General features: G+C 45.5%; 12 protein-coding genes. 4 read left to right on the forward strand and 8 right to left on the reverse strand.

The window, feature by feature from the left end; translation table 11 throughout:
* The first annotated feature begins 29 nt into the window (after positions 1-29).
* The gene (gene cysB / locus GV64_RS13325; RefSeq protein WP_020583416.1) at positions 30-1,004 is read left to right on the forward strand and encodes an HTH-type transcriptional regulator CysB; all 975 of its coding nucleotides are present in this window, start codon (positions 30-32) and stop codon (positions 1,002-1,004) included.
* Between the two features lie 20 nt (positions 1,005-1,024).
* Here the strand turns inward: cysB and GV64_RS13330 are convergent, their stop codons facing one another.
* Positions 1,025-1,303 carry a hypothetical protein gene (locus tag GV64_RS13330; RefSeq protein ID WP_020583417.1) on the reverse strand — a complete coding sequence of 93 codons (279 nt, stop codon included), beginning with the start codon at positions 1,301-1,303 and terminating at the stop codon, positions 1,025-1,027.
* 167 nt (positions 1,304-1,470) lie between these two features.
* Here GV64_RS13330 and thrH point away from each other — a divergent pair, with 167 nt between their 5' ends.
* A complete protein-coding gene (gene thrH, locus GV64_RS13335) occupies positions 1,471-2,073 on the forward strand; it encodes a bifunctional phosphoserine phosphatase/homoserine phosphotransferase ThrH (RefSeq protein ID WP_020583418.1) in 603 nt (200 codons plus the stop codon).
* Positions 2,074-2,179: 106 nt separating this feature from the next.
* Here thrH and GV64_RS13340 read toward each other — a convergent pair whose 3' ends face one another.
* From GV64_RS13340 to GV64_RS13360, 5 genes are all read right to left on the reverse strand, one after another.
* Entirely contained in the window at positions 2,180-3,175 is a 996-nt protein-coding gene (locus GV64_RS13340; RefSeq protein ID WP_020583419.1) for an ATP-grasp domain-containing protein, read from the reverse strand.
* A 45-nt stretch (positions 3,176-3,220) separates the two neighbouring features.
* A complete protein-coding gene (locus GV64_RS13345) occupies positions 3,221-3,973 on the reverse strand; it encodes a methyltransferase domain-containing protein (protein ID WP_020583420.1) in 753 nt (250 codons plus the stop codon).
* Between the two features lie 160 nt (positions 3,974-4,133).
* Positions 4,134-4,406 carry a ComEA family DNA-binding protein gene (locus GV64_RS13350; protein WP_020583421.1) on the reverse strand — a complete coding sequence of 91 codons (273 nt, stop codon included), beginning with the start codon at positions 4,404-4,406 and terminating at the stop codon, positions 4,134-4,136.
* 229 nt (positions 4,407-4,635) lie between these two features.
* Complete coding sequence (locus tag GV64_RS13355; RefSeq protein WP_020583422.1) at positions 4,636-10,233, reverse strand: autotransporter domain-containing protein; 5,598 nt, start codon at positions 10,231-10,233, stop codon at positions 4,636-4,638.
* A gap of 44 nt (positions 10,234-10,277) precedes the next feature.
* The gene (locus tag GV64_RS13360; RefSeq protein WP_020583423.1) at positions 10,278-11,723 is read right to left on the reverse strand and encodes a hypothetical protein; all 1,446 of its coding nucleotides are present in this window, start codon (positions 11,721-11,723) and stop codon (positions 10,278-10,280) included.
* A gap of 181 nt (positions 11,724-11,904) precedes the next feature.
* On the opposite strand from GV64_RS13360, the gene GV64_RS13365 reads away from it, so the two are divergent.
* Complete coding sequence (locus GV64_RS13365) at positions 11,905-12,732, forward strand: alpha/beta fold hydrolase (protein WP_152554052.1); 828 nt, start codon at positions 11,905-11,907, stop codon at positions 12,730-12,732.
* A 12-nt stretch (positions 12,733-12,744) separates the two neighbouring features.
* Here GV64_RS13365 and pabB read toward each other — a convergent pair whose 3' ends face one another.
* Positions 12,745-14,145 (reverse strand): aminodeoxychorismate synthase component I, encoded by a 1,401-nt coding sequence (gene pabB, locus GV64_RS13370; RefSeq protein ID WP_020583425.1) that lies wholly within the window; start codon positions 14,143-14,145, stop codon positions 12,745-12,747.
* A gap of 181 nt (positions 14,146-14,326) precedes the next feature.
* On the opposite strand from pabB, the gene GV64_RS13375 reads away from it, so the two are divergent.
* The gene (locus GV64_RS13375; RefSeq protein WP_020583426.1) at positions 14,327-16,024 is read left to right on the forward strand and encodes an amidohydrolase; all 1,698 of its coding nucleotides are present in this window, start codon (positions 14,327-14,329) and stop codon (positions 16,022-16,024) included.
* Positions 16,025-16,119: 95 nt separating this feature from the next.
* Here the strand turns inward: GV64_RS13375 and GV64_RS13380 are convergent, their stop codons facing one another.
* Positions 16,120-16,827 (reverse strand): hypothetical protein, encoded by a 708-nt coding sequence (locus GV64_RS13380; RefSeq protein WP_020583427.1) that lies wholly within the window; start codon positions 16,825-16,827, stop codon positions 16,120-16,122.
* Positions 16,828-17,027 lie beyond the last annotated feature (200 nt).

Raw genomic sequence — 17,027 nt, forward strand, 5'->3', positions numbered from 1 at the left:
AGCACCACCTGCCTGACCGGAGGCTATCAATGAAGCTGCAACAACTGCGCTATATCTGGGAGGTCGCCCACCATGATCTCAACGTATCAGCTACTGCGCAGAGTCTATATACTTCTCAGCCTGGTATAAGTAAACAAATCCGGCTTCTGGAAGATGAGCTGGGTGTTGAAGTTTTTGCCCGAAGCGGAAAACATCTGACTCGTATTACGCCTGCCGGAGAAAAAATCATTGATACAGCGGGTGAAATTCTGCGCAAGGTAGAGTCGATCAAGCAGGTTGCTCAAGAGTTCAGTGATGAGCGTAAGGGTAGTCTTTCCATTGCTACCACACATACTCAAGCCCGCTACGCCCTACCAGGAATTATTCAGCAATTTATTGGCCAATATCCCGATGTTGCGTTGCATATGCATCAGGGTACTCCCATTCAGATTGCTGAAATGGCTGCAGATGGTTCTGTTGACTTTGCAATTGCTACTGAAGCGCTTGAGCTGTTCAATGATCTGGTTATGATGCCATGTTATCGGTGGAACCGCTGTGTGCTGGTACCTAAAGATCATCCACTGGCCCAGATTTCTGAACTGACGTTAAAAGACATTGCCCGTTTTGCCTTGGTTACCTACGTCTTTGGCTTTACTGGACGCTCTAAGTTAGATGAAGCCTTTATGAATGAAGGGTTGTCTCCAAGAGTCGTCTTCACTGCTACCGATGCTGATGTAATCAAAACTTATGTACGTCTGGGTCTTGGCGTCGGCATCATTGCCAAAATGGCTTACGACCCTGAGTTGGATTCTGATCTTGTTCCTCTAAATGCCGACCACCTGTTTGAGCCAAGCATTACCAAAATTGGGTTCAGACGGGGTACCTTCCTCCGCGGCTTCATGTACGACTTCATTGAAGAGTTTGCTCCCCACCTGACCAAAGATGTGGTTCAGGAAGCGATCCTCCGCCATAACAAGGCCGAAGTTGATGAGTTATTTTCCCACGTTCAGCTGCCTAACCGGTAATGATATATAAGCGGCCTGATTCAAGCCGCTTTTTCAAGTATTTCCTTCACCAGCTTGAAATAAATGGTGTAAATAACCGGCTCCCTGCCTTCTTCCTCAACGATAAAGAAGGGGGCTTTGTCCACCTGATAAAGCTCCGCGAGCAGAGTTCCGGTACTACCAGCATCGCCTTCATCCGCAGTGATGAATTGATCGATCCTGTTGATGTGCCCTGAACTCTCCAGCCTCTCCTGTACTTCCTGACATTTCTTGCAGAGATTTCCATCGGCCATTATTTTTTTGACCATGGTTATTTTCATGATGCACTTCCCCTTGATGATTGTTTCCAAGTATCGCTGAATGTCATTGTAGCAATGGCAATATATTCAATAATAGAATCAATACCTATATTTATAGGTTTTTATGCTATATTCTCGAACAGCCGCTCAGGCTGCAATAAGTCTAATCATCATAGTGAGAATAACCAATGGATGTCGTCTGTCTTGACCTTGAAGGTGTGTTGATTCCTGAAATCTGGATTGAGTTTGCTGCACATACAGGTATTGATGAACTCAAGGCAACGACTCGTGATATTCCGGATTATGATGAACTGATGACCATGAGGTTATCCATTCTTGATAAGCACAATCTCGGATTGAACGAAATTCAGGAAGTGATTGCCGGAATGAAGCCACTGGAAGGTGCGGTAGATTTTGTGGACTGGCTGCGCAGTGAATTCCAGCTGATTATTCTTTCGGATACATTTTACGAATTTGCCGATCCTTTCATGGTTCAGTTGGGCCGTCCAACGCTCTTCTGTCATCGCCTTGAGGTTGCAGAGTCAGGCAAAGTGACCGGGTATAAACTGAGACAGAAAGACCCCAAAAGAGCTTCGGTCAAAGCGCTGAAAAGCCTTAACTATCGTATACTGGCGGCAGGTGACTCATATAACGATACTACCATGTTGTCTGAAGCTGATGCCGGGTTCCTGTTTATGGCGCCTGATAATGTGATTGCCGAGTTTCCTCAGTATCCCTCTATTACCAACTATGATGATCTGCGTACCGCATTGTTTGCAGCAAGAGGGTGATAAACTCATATGCCCAAAGAATTTCAAGTTGCTAAGCAGCCAAAAAAGTAGCGACTTGAAAGATGGGGGGTATAAGAGCGCACCGGGGCTGTGCGCTCTGATCCAATCAGGCTTTTGTTCTGGCCAGGATAACCGCTTTCAAATGCTCATGAATAGCTGAGATTGGGGCATCCCATAAATTGGGCGAAGGCTGAGTGTTAATCAGGATGTTCATGTTGGCATTGGCTTCAAAAATCAGCATATTTCCATCCTCATCGAGGTTGCAGTCGATCCCGAAGTAGTCCAGTTTCAGGCGATCCGCAATCTTCATGATTTTGCTGGTGAGCTCAACAGGTGGTTTTTTATAAAAAGTTTCGATCCATTGTTTTTCCTCTTCCTGAAGCGCTTTTCTGGACGACATAAATTCTCTCGCGGTTCTGTGTACCATCCAGTGATCATTAATCAGCATGTGTCTTAGATAAGGCACGCCTTCAATAACAACGATACGAAACTTTCTATAAAAACCGTCTCCGGATACGAAGTTTCTGAACTCAATTAAGTAGTAGGGTCGCCCATCCAGAGCAAAAGGGTAGAGCTGCTGCTCAATATTATACAGAGAATCAATTTTGGTCAGGCTTTTTCCGCCATGGGTACCCGCTTCCCTGAGCAGAACAGGGCCGGTGAAATGGGCATTGATCTGTTTGCGAACATCCTCAGGGGTTTTGGGCGAAAAACGGATCGTCTTGGGTGTTTCTACGCCAGGAATATCGTTCAAGGCCTCGGTCACCAGGTCTCGACGTGTCTGTTGGATTGCTTCAGGTCTATTAAGTACAGGAGCCTTCTGTTGATTACAGAAATCGATGCAGCGGCCCAATGAATGGCTATGGGTATCCGGATCACTGATCTCATTGAAAATGACGGCCGGATGAAACTGAAATCCGTAACGCTGATGACCACCAGTTCCTCCCAGAATGAATCGGTGACTTTTGAATTCGGTTATGTTTTCCATATGAGGAGCAACACTGCTTGAGCCATTCAGCAGATATTGAAATCGCCCATTTTTATCAAGCACTGCGCTGACCTTGTTGTCATTAGCGATGCCACTGATAAAAAGAATATCCATATACAGATCCTTTATTCATTGTTTTGTTCAGAGCTGTTTCCGTCCTCAGGACTGCTTCTGAAACGTTATATAAAGCAGCTCCCATTTCAGACTTACCCCCGGTTCACCTTGGCTATTGGTGATATCGGTATATCCGACATAGAAGCTCAGGGCATCCAGAACTTGCTGGTTAGATACAGCCTTCAGCCCAAAAAGAAGACGGCAAAATTCGACCATTTCTGTTTTGTTTTTAAATACCCAAGGGCAGGGCTTTAATGCATGCTCCACCAATGACAGCTGCTTTTGACTCATGTAGCCAGGGTAGGGCGCATCAATTTGCAGATAACTGCCTTTATGTCCGGTCAGGTTGTATTTACCGGCAAATTTATCCAGAAAGTGGCTGATACCCGAGTCTGCTGCAACATCTGAGAAACAACAAAAGCCACCCAGTTTAAGAGTATTTGCCACAGAATTAAGAAAGCCAGGCTTATTCTCAATATGGTGTAGTGCTGCCAGAGATATCACCAGATCATAATGGCTCTCAGGCAATACGAGACTCTCAAGATTAAGTTCATAAATCGCGTCTGATTTTCTGAACTGGGAACTTGGGTCAGCAGAGTCCAGTTCACAGTGTTCGGGAAGGAATTGAGACAGATACCCCCCGCCAGAAGGTAAATCAAGAATACGTCTGGCTTTCGTTAAATCTATCTGATCAAACAGATGTATAAACTCAAAATTCCTGGAGTCTGGAAAGCGTTGCATTGCCTGATCATAAGGGTGCCCCCTCTGCTCAAAGGCATCTGCATACTGACTACTCATATGAAGACAGTCCCTGTATGTTCTTATTCTGAAACAGAAAAATAGTTTCTGTGTTATCGAAGGATGCCTGAGAGGGAAGGTAATTGCACTATCTTTCAGATAATAAAAAGCACAGAAGAAATCTGTGCTAAATGACCATAAACATTATTTTTATAAGAATTTATTCAAAGCTAATTCGGCTACGGTTGTAACGGGCCAGACGCTTGCTGACACCTTTTACTTTAGCCAGTTCATGAATGCTATTGAACTTACCATGTTGATCACGGTATTCGACAATGCTTCGAGCAGTATCTTCACTGACAAACACCAGGGTTTTGTCAATTTCAGTTGCACTGGCTTGATTGATATTCAGACGATTGGACTCTCCAGCATGGGCTGAAACAGCCAAAGTAGAAAGCAGAATTGCGGCACCAAGGCTTTTTAGAGAAGACATGAGTATTACTCCTTAACAGCATTTACTCGTTATTGATTTAATAGTCCTACTAATCGGTTTAGCTCATGGTGCGGGCTGGGGCAAACAGTCAGCGCTTTTGAGGTGCCAAATAGCCTCAATCAAGTATATTCAACTTCGGTGGGCGTTTTACAAGGGAAAAGTGTCAACTTTCAGACACTGAAAACCGGCCATAAGGCCGGTTTGAAGAGGCTAGTTAGCTATCAGTGGATTAGAAGTCATACCGCAGCTTGGCTTGTACCGTGTCGGCTTTAAAGCCACTCTGCCAGTTATGATCGTAGTTGAGGGACAGGGTAAAGTTATTGTCCATCCAGTACTCCACGCCAGCACTGGCCTGATAGCGGTTCTTCACCGCTTCTGGGCCAAAGTAGGTGAAGGTTCCACCGGAGTTTTCAAAGCCAATTTCAGCTTCCACCGCCTCGGCCTTGAAATCGTGCCAGGCCATCAGGCTGACTTCGGGCAGAAGCTGACCGGAGCCCACATCGAAACTGGTCATATAACGAACCCCAGCTCCCAGTTCCAGTGCTTCAAGGCTTGTTTCACCGACATTGGTTGTATTGTAACTGTAACTGTCACTTTTCAGTTTGGTGAAGTTCACTCCAATACTGGGCTCGATCAAAGAGTCATTGCTGTTAAACAGGAAGCTTTTGCCGGCCAAGGCACTAATGGCTATTTGACTGGAATCAAACCGGGTATTCCATCCTGCACCGCTTAGGTCGGTTTTGCTGGAACCTATATTCAGGTTGGCATCAACAAAGTAGTCCTGATTTCTCCAGCCGGCATAGAGTGAGCCCAGGTACGTATCGGTCTCACCATTATTGCCTCTGGTACCGCTGCTTGTCTGGTTTGTAGTACTGGTGACCATGGTCATGCCCAGGCCAAGCGTCAGGTAATCGTTGATGTCCTTATCCGCTCCCAGGGTGAAGCCCTTACTGCGCAGGCTATAACCGCCAAACTCATCACGGGCTTTCTGGTCACCATCGGAATAAATCGCCCGAATCCAGAGAGAGTCAGGACGCAGGTTATTTCCAGCGGCTTCCCCATCACCTGCCGAGATACCGGAAGCACCGGTTCTCAGGTCCGCAATCCGGCCGAGAATGGTATTGATGGCTTCATTCTGGGCATTCTGGCTGGCAGCAATGCTGTTACCTGGATTACCCGCTATCAGCTGCTCGGCCAGTTCCGTCAGGCTTGCTTCTGTACCATCATAGATGGCGTTATACAGGTCGGGATTACTGGTATAAAGATCCACTAATCCCTCAGAGTTCTCACCCTGGAAAGTGCTGATGGCGTTCACCGCGTTAGTACTGGCACCACTACTGGAGGCCAGGGTACCAAGATCAGTTATGGTTCCAACAACTCCAAACTCTGTTCCTTCATTACTGCTGAAGGTCGAGTAGTTAAACAGAATGGAATCGGACGCAAGGGTGACCTTGTCATCACCGGTAACACCAGAGTCCGCATGGATCAGGTGGACATTTTCACCGGTAGCACCTGGATTGAAGTTGGCAATGTTGCGGTCTTCAACACTCATACTAATAGTACTGCCTTCATTCAGGCTTGCACTGCCAGTTACCTCAAGCACGGGGTCGGCAAGATCTGCTGTGTTTTCATTCAGTACGACACTCAATGTGCCATCCTGAGTGTAATCACCTTCTACAGAGACTGTATCAGTCACTCCAAAGGCTAGGGTGCCAGGCTCCTGGACATTCAATGTACTGCTGTTATTGAAGTGGAAGATGTCATTATTCAGGGTGCTGGTGCCGGTAATATCAATGGTTTCTACATCGTAGATATCACCATTTAGCTCACCGGCTGCCAACTCAATACGATCATTGTGCTCACTGCCGTAGATATCGCCATTAATGATCCCGTTATTTCCATCTTCAGAGCCGTTATACAGATCAAGTCCGGCGATAGCCGTTCTGAAGTCCATTGCAACAGTGGTGTCATTGATAATGGCTCTCTCAGTCTCCATCTCGTCACCGGAAACCTGGCCACCATTAAGGGTACCGATGTTGTAAATGGAGCCAAGGGATGAATCGGCTACACGGACAACAGCACCATTCTCAGAGGCAAGGGTGCCGCTATTTCTAATCTCTCCAACGCTCGATGTTTCATCGGAGTCTTCACCACCGATATCAATGGTAACATCGCCAGAAGTAATGTTGACTGAGTTGACAATCATCGCCGTAACAGTGCTGTCATCAATATCAATGGCATTTTCAACCGCTGTGATGATGCCACTGTTACCGATATCTCCCTCAACCAGGCTGTTGTTAGTAATGCGAATAGCATCATCACCGGCAATGAGCACGCCGTTGCTGTAGTTAATGATATTTCCACTGTTAAAGTCGCCATCATCTTCAATACGATCCAGCGAACTGTTGGAAAGTTTGATGGCATCGGTACCAACTTCAATGCGTCCTTCATTAAGAATGTTGGTAGCCCCATTGGTGCTGTTCAGGGAAATACCATGCGTCGCTGCCAGAATACTGCCATCAACATCATTGGAGATATTGCCCTGAAGTGCTGAATCAGAAAGATAAATACCTGTTCCACTGCCTGAAGGTACTGTCGCCTCCGAAACTGGCATTGGACCTTCTTCCTCTTCCTCCACATAGGTGCCAGCTGTAATGGTTCCATTGTTATAAATTGCGGAAGCTTCAAGATCGTGAAGGCTGATGCCATTGCCACCGGCAGCAATGGTTCCGGTATTGATGACGTTTTCGTCAAGCTCGCTATCAATTGCCGTAATGCCGTCACCATCAATAACGGTAATACGACCTTCATTGATCAGGTTATCGATATTCCAAACACCGCCCAGGAAAATTCCTGCCATGGATTCGGTATCAATAATGCCATCAGTACTGACACCGATATTTCCATTTACCGAAGACTCTATAACCACCATGGCAGGGCCTTCAGTAGTGATGATTCCCTCGTTGGTGAAACCTGTTGCTCCATCAGAACCGAACATCAACATACCGGTTTCAGCGTCAATGGTGCCGGTGTTCGCCATGACGCCATCCATGGTGATATCGATTGCCAGCATGCCATCACCAGAGGCGTCGTCAGTCGACGTGATTGTCCCATGGTTGATAAAATGGCCGACGCCAGTAACCGTATCCAGTCGAATACCGGACTCCGGATCATTACCTGTCATGGTGATTACTGCATCACTGGTATTGATCACATCACCTGAAAGTTGACTATCAGTAATGGTGATTCCGTAGTCATTGGCGGTGATATCGCCACTATTGCTGACACCACCATTAACAGAAACCTGATGTAGATCCAGACCTGAGTGGTAGGCACTGATGTCACCAGAGTTAATGAAAGCACCGCCGATTTCGGTATTCTCTATCGTAATACCAGAGCGAGGGTCGTATTCTGGTTCAAAGAGAGCAGGGGTGGGACTTGCCTGAGCGAGAATTTCTTCCGGCGCAAACGGGATGGTCAGAATTAGGTCACCTTGGAGCTGGCCAGCATTGACATAAAGCTCCTCTCCGGCTTCAACGGATGCGCCACTGAAGACTATTTCACCGGCCTCATCAATCAGAGTTACCGGGAAACTTCCACCAAACTCATCGTCAAAACGGACTTTAAACCATTCATCGCCGTTTTCATCAGTACCAGCAGCTTCCAGTACAAAGGGAGACTCTCCGTCATTAAGCTCACCATCCCAACTGCGCCGGTAGCTGTCTCCTGCCTGATAAACGTAAAGCTCATCCGCACTCAAATCGCCAGTATTGATAAAGTTACCGGCTATGGTCGAATCATTGATCTGTATAGCGGTACCACGGGTAACGTCGATATTCCCATGGTTTTCGAAGTTAGCGGCACCATCGGCTGTATCACCATTTGTGCCTATATCTGCCCGCTCAAGGACAATGCCATTCTGACCTGCCGTGATTTGGCCCTCGTTATAGAAAAAGCCACCGATTTCGAGTCTGTGGAGTTCCTCTACACTGAATACCATAGGGATGATTTCTGGTGGTTGTGATGGTTCCAACCCTTCAAGAACGATCCCGTTAGCTTCGACATCAAGGATCCCTGAGTTCGAGAAGTTGCCACCGATGCGGCTTTTCTGTATCAGAAAACCATGATGGATTGAGTTGATATTGCCACTGTTGATGAGATCCGTTCGAATATCGACAAAATCCATATCGAACCCGTTACCATCTCGGTCACTGTCTTCATCGTCAACTTCTTGGGTCAACAGGTTGCCAGAGTTGATCAGGCTTCCCTGTATTGTCATATAAACTGGAGTATCGCTATCGTCATCGCCGTCCAGTTCAAAGGCATTGTCACCACTGGCTATGCTGCCATAGTTCTCTACATTTCCATCAATATTGGTTTGGTCAAGATCAATGCCGTCGTGGTTACGGGCGATCAGAGTGCCATAGTTAATAAGGTTGCCCTGAACAGTGGTTCCATCATCCAGCAGGATAGCATCAGAATAGGCATCAATGGTTACGCTACCAATGGCGCTTTCATCGCCATTGACGATATTCCCTTCAACCCGTGTTTCCTCCAGATAAAAGCCTTCGGTGCCATTGATGTCCATATCACCCAGGTTGAGAATGCTGCCCTTGATATGGCTATCGATAACTGACAGTCCATGATTCTCATCATCATCTTCAGTGACGGTGAGTTTTCCATAGTTGATGATATTGCCATCAATGATGGCATCATCTATTTCTATGGCTGACCCTTCCTCAGAAGTGATGTCACCGTCATTAGTAAAGTTGCCATCCAGCTGAACGCCTTCGAGATGAATACCGTGCTTGCGGCCAATAATGGTTCCGGAATTGGTAAAATCACCACCTATTACAATCAGGCTATCGCCATCCATGATGCCTTCATCATTAATGTAAGAACTGCTCTCGATTTCAATGCCGCTTTCGTCAGCGGTAATGTCACCGGAGTTAATGAAGGCTCCGCCAATGGATACATTGTCCTGCAGAGCAATACCTGTACTGGTCAGGGAGGTGATATCTCCGTTGTTATCGAAATCACCAGCTATCATAGTATCTGAAATGTAAATCCCTTCATCAACAGCACGGATAGCGCCGATATTGGTAAACTTGCCGCCAATGGACACCTGGCTTTCCAGCTCAAGTTCACCATCGTCGTAGTAGTCGCCCATCAGTGAGATTCCCCGCTGAGTGGCTTCGATCTCCTGTGGGATAAACGGTTGATCAATGACACTGACTTCAGCCAATGGTTCACCTTCACCCACTGGGTACGTCAGAACAAAGGTTTGCGCGTCGCCGCTGTATTGTCCGGTATTAATGACAATCTGATCGCCAGAATCCAGTATCAGTTCGCCCGAGATAAACTCTCCAGAAGGATCACTTAACTGAACACCCTGCATCATGGGTCCTTCGTTGCGGATTTTGTACCACGCCTGACCGTACTCATCCACACCAAGGGATTCCAGTACCATTTCTCCCGATTCCGATGGGGCACCCAGCCATGGCTGATCATAACTTTCACCAACGGCGTAACGGGGTTCGATATCTGCAAACAAGTTGCCTTCATTAACAAAATCATTGCCTATTGAAGTAGCAGAGATATGAATTGCAGTGCCAGTGGTAGAGGTTACAGTTCCCGAATTGTGAAAGTTCAGGCCTATTTCCGACAGAGCCACTTCAATACCCTGTTCACCTGCATTAATGTCTCCCTGGTTGTTCAGGCTTCCATCAATTTTTCCCGCATTTATCACAGGTACAGTGGGCTCTTCAATCAGCATGGGAGCCGGCATCTCACCCTCTTCAGGGAGAGGAATCTCAATATCACCCACGAAGGAAATGCCTGCCTTGCCTGAACTGATGGTTCCGGAATTGCTCAGGTCTTGCTGACATGAGTATTGTCAAAGTCAAACCCATCACTTACCGCGTTAATGGCAGACAACGATATGACATTCCCATCGATGGTTGTGTCATCAATATCAATACCGTCTCTGCCCGTGATCGTAGTATTACTGTTTACATTCCCGGTCAGGACATCGCCGATAATTGTGCTGTCATCAATACTTAACGCATCATAGCGGGTACTGGATGTCAGTGTTCCATTAACTTGAACAGAGCCATCAATCTGTGAATCCTCAACGTCAATGGCATTATCAAACTCAGATATAATGAGTCCGGAACTGGTAACATTACCTTGTATATAAGCCTCATTCAGATAAATACCATTATCACCAGATCTGATTTCACCACCTTCGGCATTGATGATATTGCCTTCTACGACTGCACCGTCGATGTAAATACCGTAGGTGTCTGCAGAGATGGTTCCATAATTTTCTATATTACCTGACGAAGCATTTTCGATGACTTGAATACCATTGGCGGTATAGCCATCTTCAAATGCCTCGCCATCGTGTTCAAAACCAGGATGAACCTGAATCTCACCCTGATTAATGATAGTGCCTGCAGTGCTGTTATCTTCCAGTGAAATGCCTGCATGGGTATGACGGTTTGCTGGTTCGGTGACAAGAATATCTCCGTTATTGACCAATTCATCAACAGAGCTATTATTCTTCAGCTGGATACCGATGCGATTGGCTATAATCGCACCATCAACGCTATTCTCTAACAGCGTTGTAGCTGCCCGATTTTTGAATAAGATTCCAGTTTTTCTGGCCGTGATGGTTCCCTGATTAATAAGGGATTCTTTAATGATGGAGTTACCGGAAACGACGATGCCATGATTACGGGTACCCTCAATGTCACCCGAATTAAGGATGGACTCTTCTATTTGCGATTTATGAACCTGCAGGCCAGATTTTCCTGTTATGCTGCCATGGTTCTCAATGCCCACACCAATACTGGACTTTTTAACAGAGGCTCCATAACTTTTTCCACTGATATCCCTAGAATCCTGATTGACAAGTGAGCCAGTAATTATTGATTCTTCAATCGTCAGGTTCTTATCAATAGATCCTTTATTGACAACATCCTGTTCAACGGTTGCACCGTTGCTGATATCAATAACACGGACAGTACTATTATTGATAAACGAACCGTCAAGCGTTCCTGAACTGAGCCATAAATCACTGACTCCATTATTATTAATAACATCGCCGGAAACATAACCTTCTATGCGAATCTGATTGATTGGACCATTCGGTGAGATACCGCCTTCACAGGACTCGCTACTTGGAATATGGATATTTTTATCGATACTGGGTGGAGGGCAGGTGCCTGCAGATGCTAAAGAAGACTGGATTGAGAGTAAAACAGCAGAACTGAGCAGAGAACGTTTAAAAACACGCTTGCGAATACTATCCATAGTGTTCACTTCTTAAGTTTGGAGTGAGTTGTCGCCTATTACATGGCTGGCGAATTATGAAAAACGTTACTTTCGGTCAGTTAACAATAACGAGTTCACATTTACAACAAAAAACATATAACAACAGTTTACATTGATATAAATTTATGGAACTTACCTTTTCAGATAGTTATTGTCATTAATGAAGAAAATAACAGTAATAAAAGTATCGCTCTGTTTTTGTCTCTGGTTAATGGCTGGTTGTGCCAGTCGGTCGGTGATTCCTGAAATCGACCCTGGGGATTTGCAGCAGCCATTAAAAGTTGTCGTTTATGATGAGGTTTACTGGCCAGTTTATACCTGGTCACCTCAAGAAGCCGTGAGCCGTACGCTTAGAATTTATATTGAAGGAGATGGGCGTGCATGGTTAAGGTCTAACCGTCCTTCAATGGATCCAACCCCGGTTAACCGGCTTGTTCATCATTTGATGCTGAAGGATAAATCACCAGACCTTGCATACATAGCCCAGCCTTGCCAGTACCTCATGAATGACAATTGCAACAGGGAGGTATGGACTTTCAAACGTTACAGTCCGAAAGTGCTTGAGGCCATGAATTCGGCGGTGGCATTTCTGAAAGATAGTGGACAGTACGAAAAGCTGGAATTGATCGGTTATTCTGGTGGTGGGACGCTGGCTCTCTTAATCGCTGCACAGAGAACTGATGTCATAAGTGTCCGAACTGTGGCTGGTAACCTTTCTCCTGAATTTTTAAACCGTCATCATGGTGTCTCCGAAATACCAGCAGCACTTGATCCACTTGCTTTCAGTTCTCAATTATCGTCAATTACGCAAGCGCACTTTTTTGGGGCCAGAGACTCGATAGTCCCGAGACAGGTCAGCCATCACTACCTTAAGGCATTTGAGGATACTTCCTGCATTAATATAGAGAGAGTCGATGCTGACCACCAATCAGGCTGGATTGAACAGTGGGCACTTCTACTAGAGAGGCCACTGCCATGTGGCCTGTAAATAGAGTTATTTTTATAAACAGGTTTCCAAAGTGTTCATCAGGTTTCTGACTTTGGTAATGGATTCCTGATATTCATCGTCACAGTTCGAATCAGCAACAATGGCCCCACCTCCCCAGCAATGTAACTCACCATCTTTTGCCAGAATGGTTCGGATGGTGATGCTGGTGTCCATATTGCCATCACAGCTGATATAGCCGATGGAACCACAGTATACTGTGCGAGCAACAGGCTCCAGCTCCCTGATAATTTCCATGGCTCGTATTTTTGGGGCTCCCGTGATTGAACCTCCAGGGAATGTACTTCTGAGCAGGTCAAATGCGTCATGGTTCTCCATAAGCTGGCCTTTGATGGTACTGACCAGATGGTGGACATTGGCATAACTTTCCAGTGCAAACAACCTGGGAACAGAAACCGTTCCGGTCTTACAAACTTTACCTAGATCATTCCTCAGCAAATCGACAATCATCAGATTTTCCGATTGATCTTTCTGGCTATGTTGCAGCTCTTCAGCAATAGCGCGATCTTCTTCAGGAATATTTCCTCTTGGGCGGGTACCCTTTATCGGATTTGTAGAAACATAACCATTTTCCAGTCGAATAAATTGCTCTGGAGAGTGACTGAGAATGGTCAGATCCGGACGTGAAATATACGCTGAGTAGGGGGCTTTTGTTACGGTTCTAAGCCTTTTAAAAGCCTCCCACGAATTGCCACTATAGGAGGCAGTAAAACGCTGGGTTAGGTTAACCTCATAGCAATCGCCCGCCGCAATATAGTCCTGAATTTTCTGGAATGCAGCCTGATACTCAGTTGGGGACTGGGTTGGGGCGAATCGGTTGAGCAGCTTGAATGGTGAACGTTCTGAATGAATACCCATTTGATCAATGGTGCTCAGGATTTCATTTTTGAGTGATTCTGAAATATCAGGGTGAAATACCAGGCAGGTTTGTCGCTCCTTATGATCAGAGATCAGAGCCCACTGGTAGAGACCGACGGACATAAGCGGTGTTGAAATATCACGATGGTCTATTCGGCCCGGCTCAAGGTATTCACACAGTTCATAGCCCCAGAAACCAACCATCCCTCCCACAAAAGGCAATCCAGCATTATCGACTTTGCTCATATCGTGAAGCCGGTTTGACAATTGCGAAAAAGGCTCTGTATCAGAAAGCGTTTCTGTTTTTTGTTGAATGAGGTCTTCAATAATCAAATCACCTTCTGAGGTGAAGGTGAAGTGCAGTTCGGGGGATGCAGTCATGATGTCATAACGGCTGAAATGATCTTTATAGATCGCCTGATTACCATCAAACGCCGAGCTGTCCAAAAAGCATGGATAAGGGAGGTTAATAAAATGTTCAAAGTAGAGACTGGTGTCGTCTTTATATTCCAGTTCCAGTATCGTCAGAGTCTTCATACAGGTGTCCGAACAAAACAGCCGGCATTTTAACTGGAGCCGGAGTGCAATGTCATTGCTTGCGGTGCTTTCTTACAGACTATGACTCCACCATCAAAAAATGACATAGTGACTATTTTTATTGATCAGCCATGAGCATATAGAGTTTCTGTCATTCTTCCACTGAAATATCAGGATAATTATGAAAGCTATTGTTTTCCTATCAGTTATTTTTCTAATGACAGGTGTCAGGGTGGTGTATCCAAACAGTTCGAATGCAGCTGATTTGATTTTTACCCACGGCAATATCATCACTATGGATGAGGCTTTGCCTCGTGCAGAAGCCGTTGCTGTAAAAAGTGGAAAAATTGTTTATGTAGGTACCAGCCAAAAGGTAATGGAGTTGGCTGGAGAGTATAGTGAAGTTATCGATCTGCAAGGCCTGACCATGATTCCCGGAATTCATGATGCACATATTCATGCATTAGAAGCGGGTAGTGAAGTGGGAGGGAATTGCTGGCTGGAAGCAAAGAGCCTGAAAGGCTTGAAGTCACAGCTGTTATCTTGCCTGAAAAAACAGAAAGGTACCGACTGGCTCTTGGCGTATGGGCATCATCTGGAAACGTTACTGGAAGAAGCTGAAGACCCAAAAGGTCTTCTCGATAGCTGGGTCAGTGATCGCCCGGTCGCCGTCATGGAAAGTACGTCACACTCAATATGGGTTAACTCCAGGGCTCTGGCTGCAGCCGGCATTAAAAAAAACACAAAAGATCCTGATGGTGGCATCATCATGCGCTACTTGGACGGGGCGAATGCTGGTGAACCCAATGGAATCCTGTTAGAAACAGCAGGTGAAATGGTTTTTGACCTTGCCCTGCAACCCAACCCAACAGCTGAAGCTATTAACTATGAAGGGTTGCAATGGGTGATGGATGAGTTGCCACAATATGGCATAACCTCCATTGCGGATGCTCGGGTTTATTGGAAGCGTGGCTGGCTGGATGTCTGGAAAAAGGCTGAAAACAATGATGACCTTACGGTACGGGTCAACCTGGGTCTTTGGGCGTATCCGAACGAAGAAGATGAAAGCCAGATTGAGTTTTTGAAAAAACAGTACCGCTTTAACCCTGAACGACTCATGCAAATCAACCAGATCAAGATTTACAGTGATGGAATCATTCACAATACCACTGCCGCTTTAAAACAACCTTATCAATTAAGCCTCTATGGCGTTCCACCCACAGGGTTGAATTATTTCGATGAGCAACGCCTGAGCACATACATCGCCCGTCTGCAGCCTTCGGGATATGACTTTCACATACATACGATTGGTGATCGTGGTGTTCATGAAGCGTTAAATGCCATTGAAAAGAATTATCTGGAAAACCCGGGTCACCGTCATCGACTCACCCATGTTGAGATGATTGATAATGAAGACATGCCCAGATTTGCCAAACTGAATGCTATTGCTGATATGCAGGTTGCCGGCGACTTTACCCTGCCTGAAAATCATCACTGGCAAGAACCTTACCTGGGTGAACGGGCATTTCACTCTTACCGCCTGAAAGATCTGCATGATTCCGGAGCCCACTATGTTTTAAGCAGTGACTGGACCGTTAATGATCTGAACCCATTTGTGGGAATACATAATGCAGTCAGTCGAGGTCGCGAGAGCATTTCCGTTCAACAGGCGCTCAAAGCTTATACATTGGGTGCTGCTTACGTGATGCGCAGCGAAACCCGGACAGGGAGTATCCAGACTGGTAAAGAGGCCGACCTGGTAGTGCTTGATCGGGATATCCTGTCGGTTCCCAAAAAGGCTATCAAAGAGAGCAGGGTATTGTTAACACTGTTATCCGGCGTTACCACTTACCGAGCTGAAGACTTTGTGTTGGAATAACCGGTTTTTTCTGTGTCGCATCAACGAAGTATCAAAGGTGCTTCGTTCGATAACGAAGCATTAACATCCCACGAGAAAGGGATGTATTGATCTTCTTAGAAGTATTCATGTTGGTGTAGTAAAAAAAGTTGAGCTTTAAGTGCTTTTCTTTCCTGAATGAGCGCTGTATTTATAGCAGTAATGCTTGCATTTTCCTGATCAAGTTGAGCATTTACCCTGGTTTGCGCATTTGCATAGGCTATAGCAGTGAACTGCAATCTGTTGCCCCTCATGCTGGTTAATTTCAGATCTAAAGCTCTCAATGCAGCTTCATTTAATTCCTGAGTTTTGTGAACTTCAGTTCTTAAGGCTTCGAGCTTTTCTTTCAATAACTCGATATCAGTGATAAAGCTTGACTCTGTAAGATCTCTGCCGCTTTTTTGGATATTTCCTTTATTAGCGGGATGTTTTTCTTCACTCTCTTTTGAAAGCTGATTCCTTAGGGTTTTGTTTTCAATAACAAGCTCAAGGTTTAAATCTATGACTCTTTTATGCTCTTTAGACAGTTCACAGTAAGCCTCCTTGGCGCTTTTTATTTTCTTCAATTCATTTTCAACATTAACCAGAACAGTAAATCTACGGTTGGTAAGGGCTCTCATGAACAGCGTGTTGTCGGAAAAGCAAGCCCATTCATATTCTATGTATCTTTGTACTACTTCAGGTACTGCCTTGATCTGAAGGTTGTTTTCTTTCCGGTGTTTCAATATTTCACTGAACAACCCAGTAGGGCTGTCTTTATTTTGCCGAGTGTTTTGTATGTCCATGATATTAAATTCTGTTTTTAATATAAAGTAAGATAAATCAGATGGTTATCATTTGTTTCGATCTGCTGGAAAGCATGTTTTTGATGTTCTTTAACAGTACTCGCCACGATTAAAGCGACGATGCCAAGTGGTATGGGGATGCCTGTGATATGAGACTTTTTTCTTGCTCTATAGTTCAGAAAAACGTCAGAGCTCTGGAG

It is taken from the genome of Endozoicomonas elysicola (assembly GCF_000710775.1).
GTDB lineage: Bacteria > Pseudomonadota > Gammaproteobacteria > Pseudomonadales > Endozoicomonadaceae > Endozoicomonas > Endozoicomonas elysicola.

Bases quoted from the DNA above. Each gene is read 5' to 3' on its own strand.
- pabB (WP_020583425.1), bottom strand. From the start codon at position 14,145: ATGAAGACTCTGACGATACTGGAACTGGAATATAAAGACGACACCAGT.
- GV64_RS13360 (WP_020583423.1), bottom strand. From the start codon at position 11,723: ATGGATAGTATTCGCAAGCGTGTTTTTAAACGTTCTCTGCTCAGTTCT.
- GV64_RS13330 (WP_020583417.1), bottom strand. From the start codon at position 1,303: ATGAAAATAACCATGGTCAAAAAAATAATGGCCGATGGAAATCTCTGC.
- thrH (WP_020583418.1), top strand. From the start codon at position 1,471: ATGGATGTCGTCTGTCTTGACCTTGAAGGTGTGTTGATTCCTGAAATC.
- GV64_RS13350 (WP_020583421.1), bottom strand. From the start codon at position 4,406: ATGTCTTCTCTAAAAAGCCTTGGTGCCGCAATTCTGCTTTCTACTTTG.
- GV64_RS13365 (WP_152554052.1), top strand. From the start codon at position 11,905: ATGAAGAAAATAACAGTAATAAAAGTATCGCTCTGTTTTTGTCTCTGG.
- GV64_RS13375 (WP_020583426.1), top strand. From the start codon at position 14,327: ATGAAAGCTATTGTTTTCCTATCAGTTATTTTTCTAATGACAGGTGTC.
- cysB (WP_020583416.1), top strand. From the start codon at position 30: ATGAAGCTGCAACAACTGCGCTATATCTGGGAGGTCGCCCACCATGAT.
- GV64_RS13340 (WP_020583419.1), bottom strand. From the start codon at position 3,175: ATGGATATTCTTTTTATCAGTGGCATCGCTAATGACAACAAGGTCAGC.
- GV64_RS13380 (WP_020583427.1), bottom strand. From the start codon at position 16,827: ATGGACATACAAAACACTCGGCAAAATAAAGACAGCCCTACTGGGTTG.
- GV64_RS13345 (WP_020583420.1), bottom strand. From the start codon at position 3,973: ATGAGTAGTCAGTATGCAGATGCCTTTGAGCAGAGGGGGCACCCTTAT.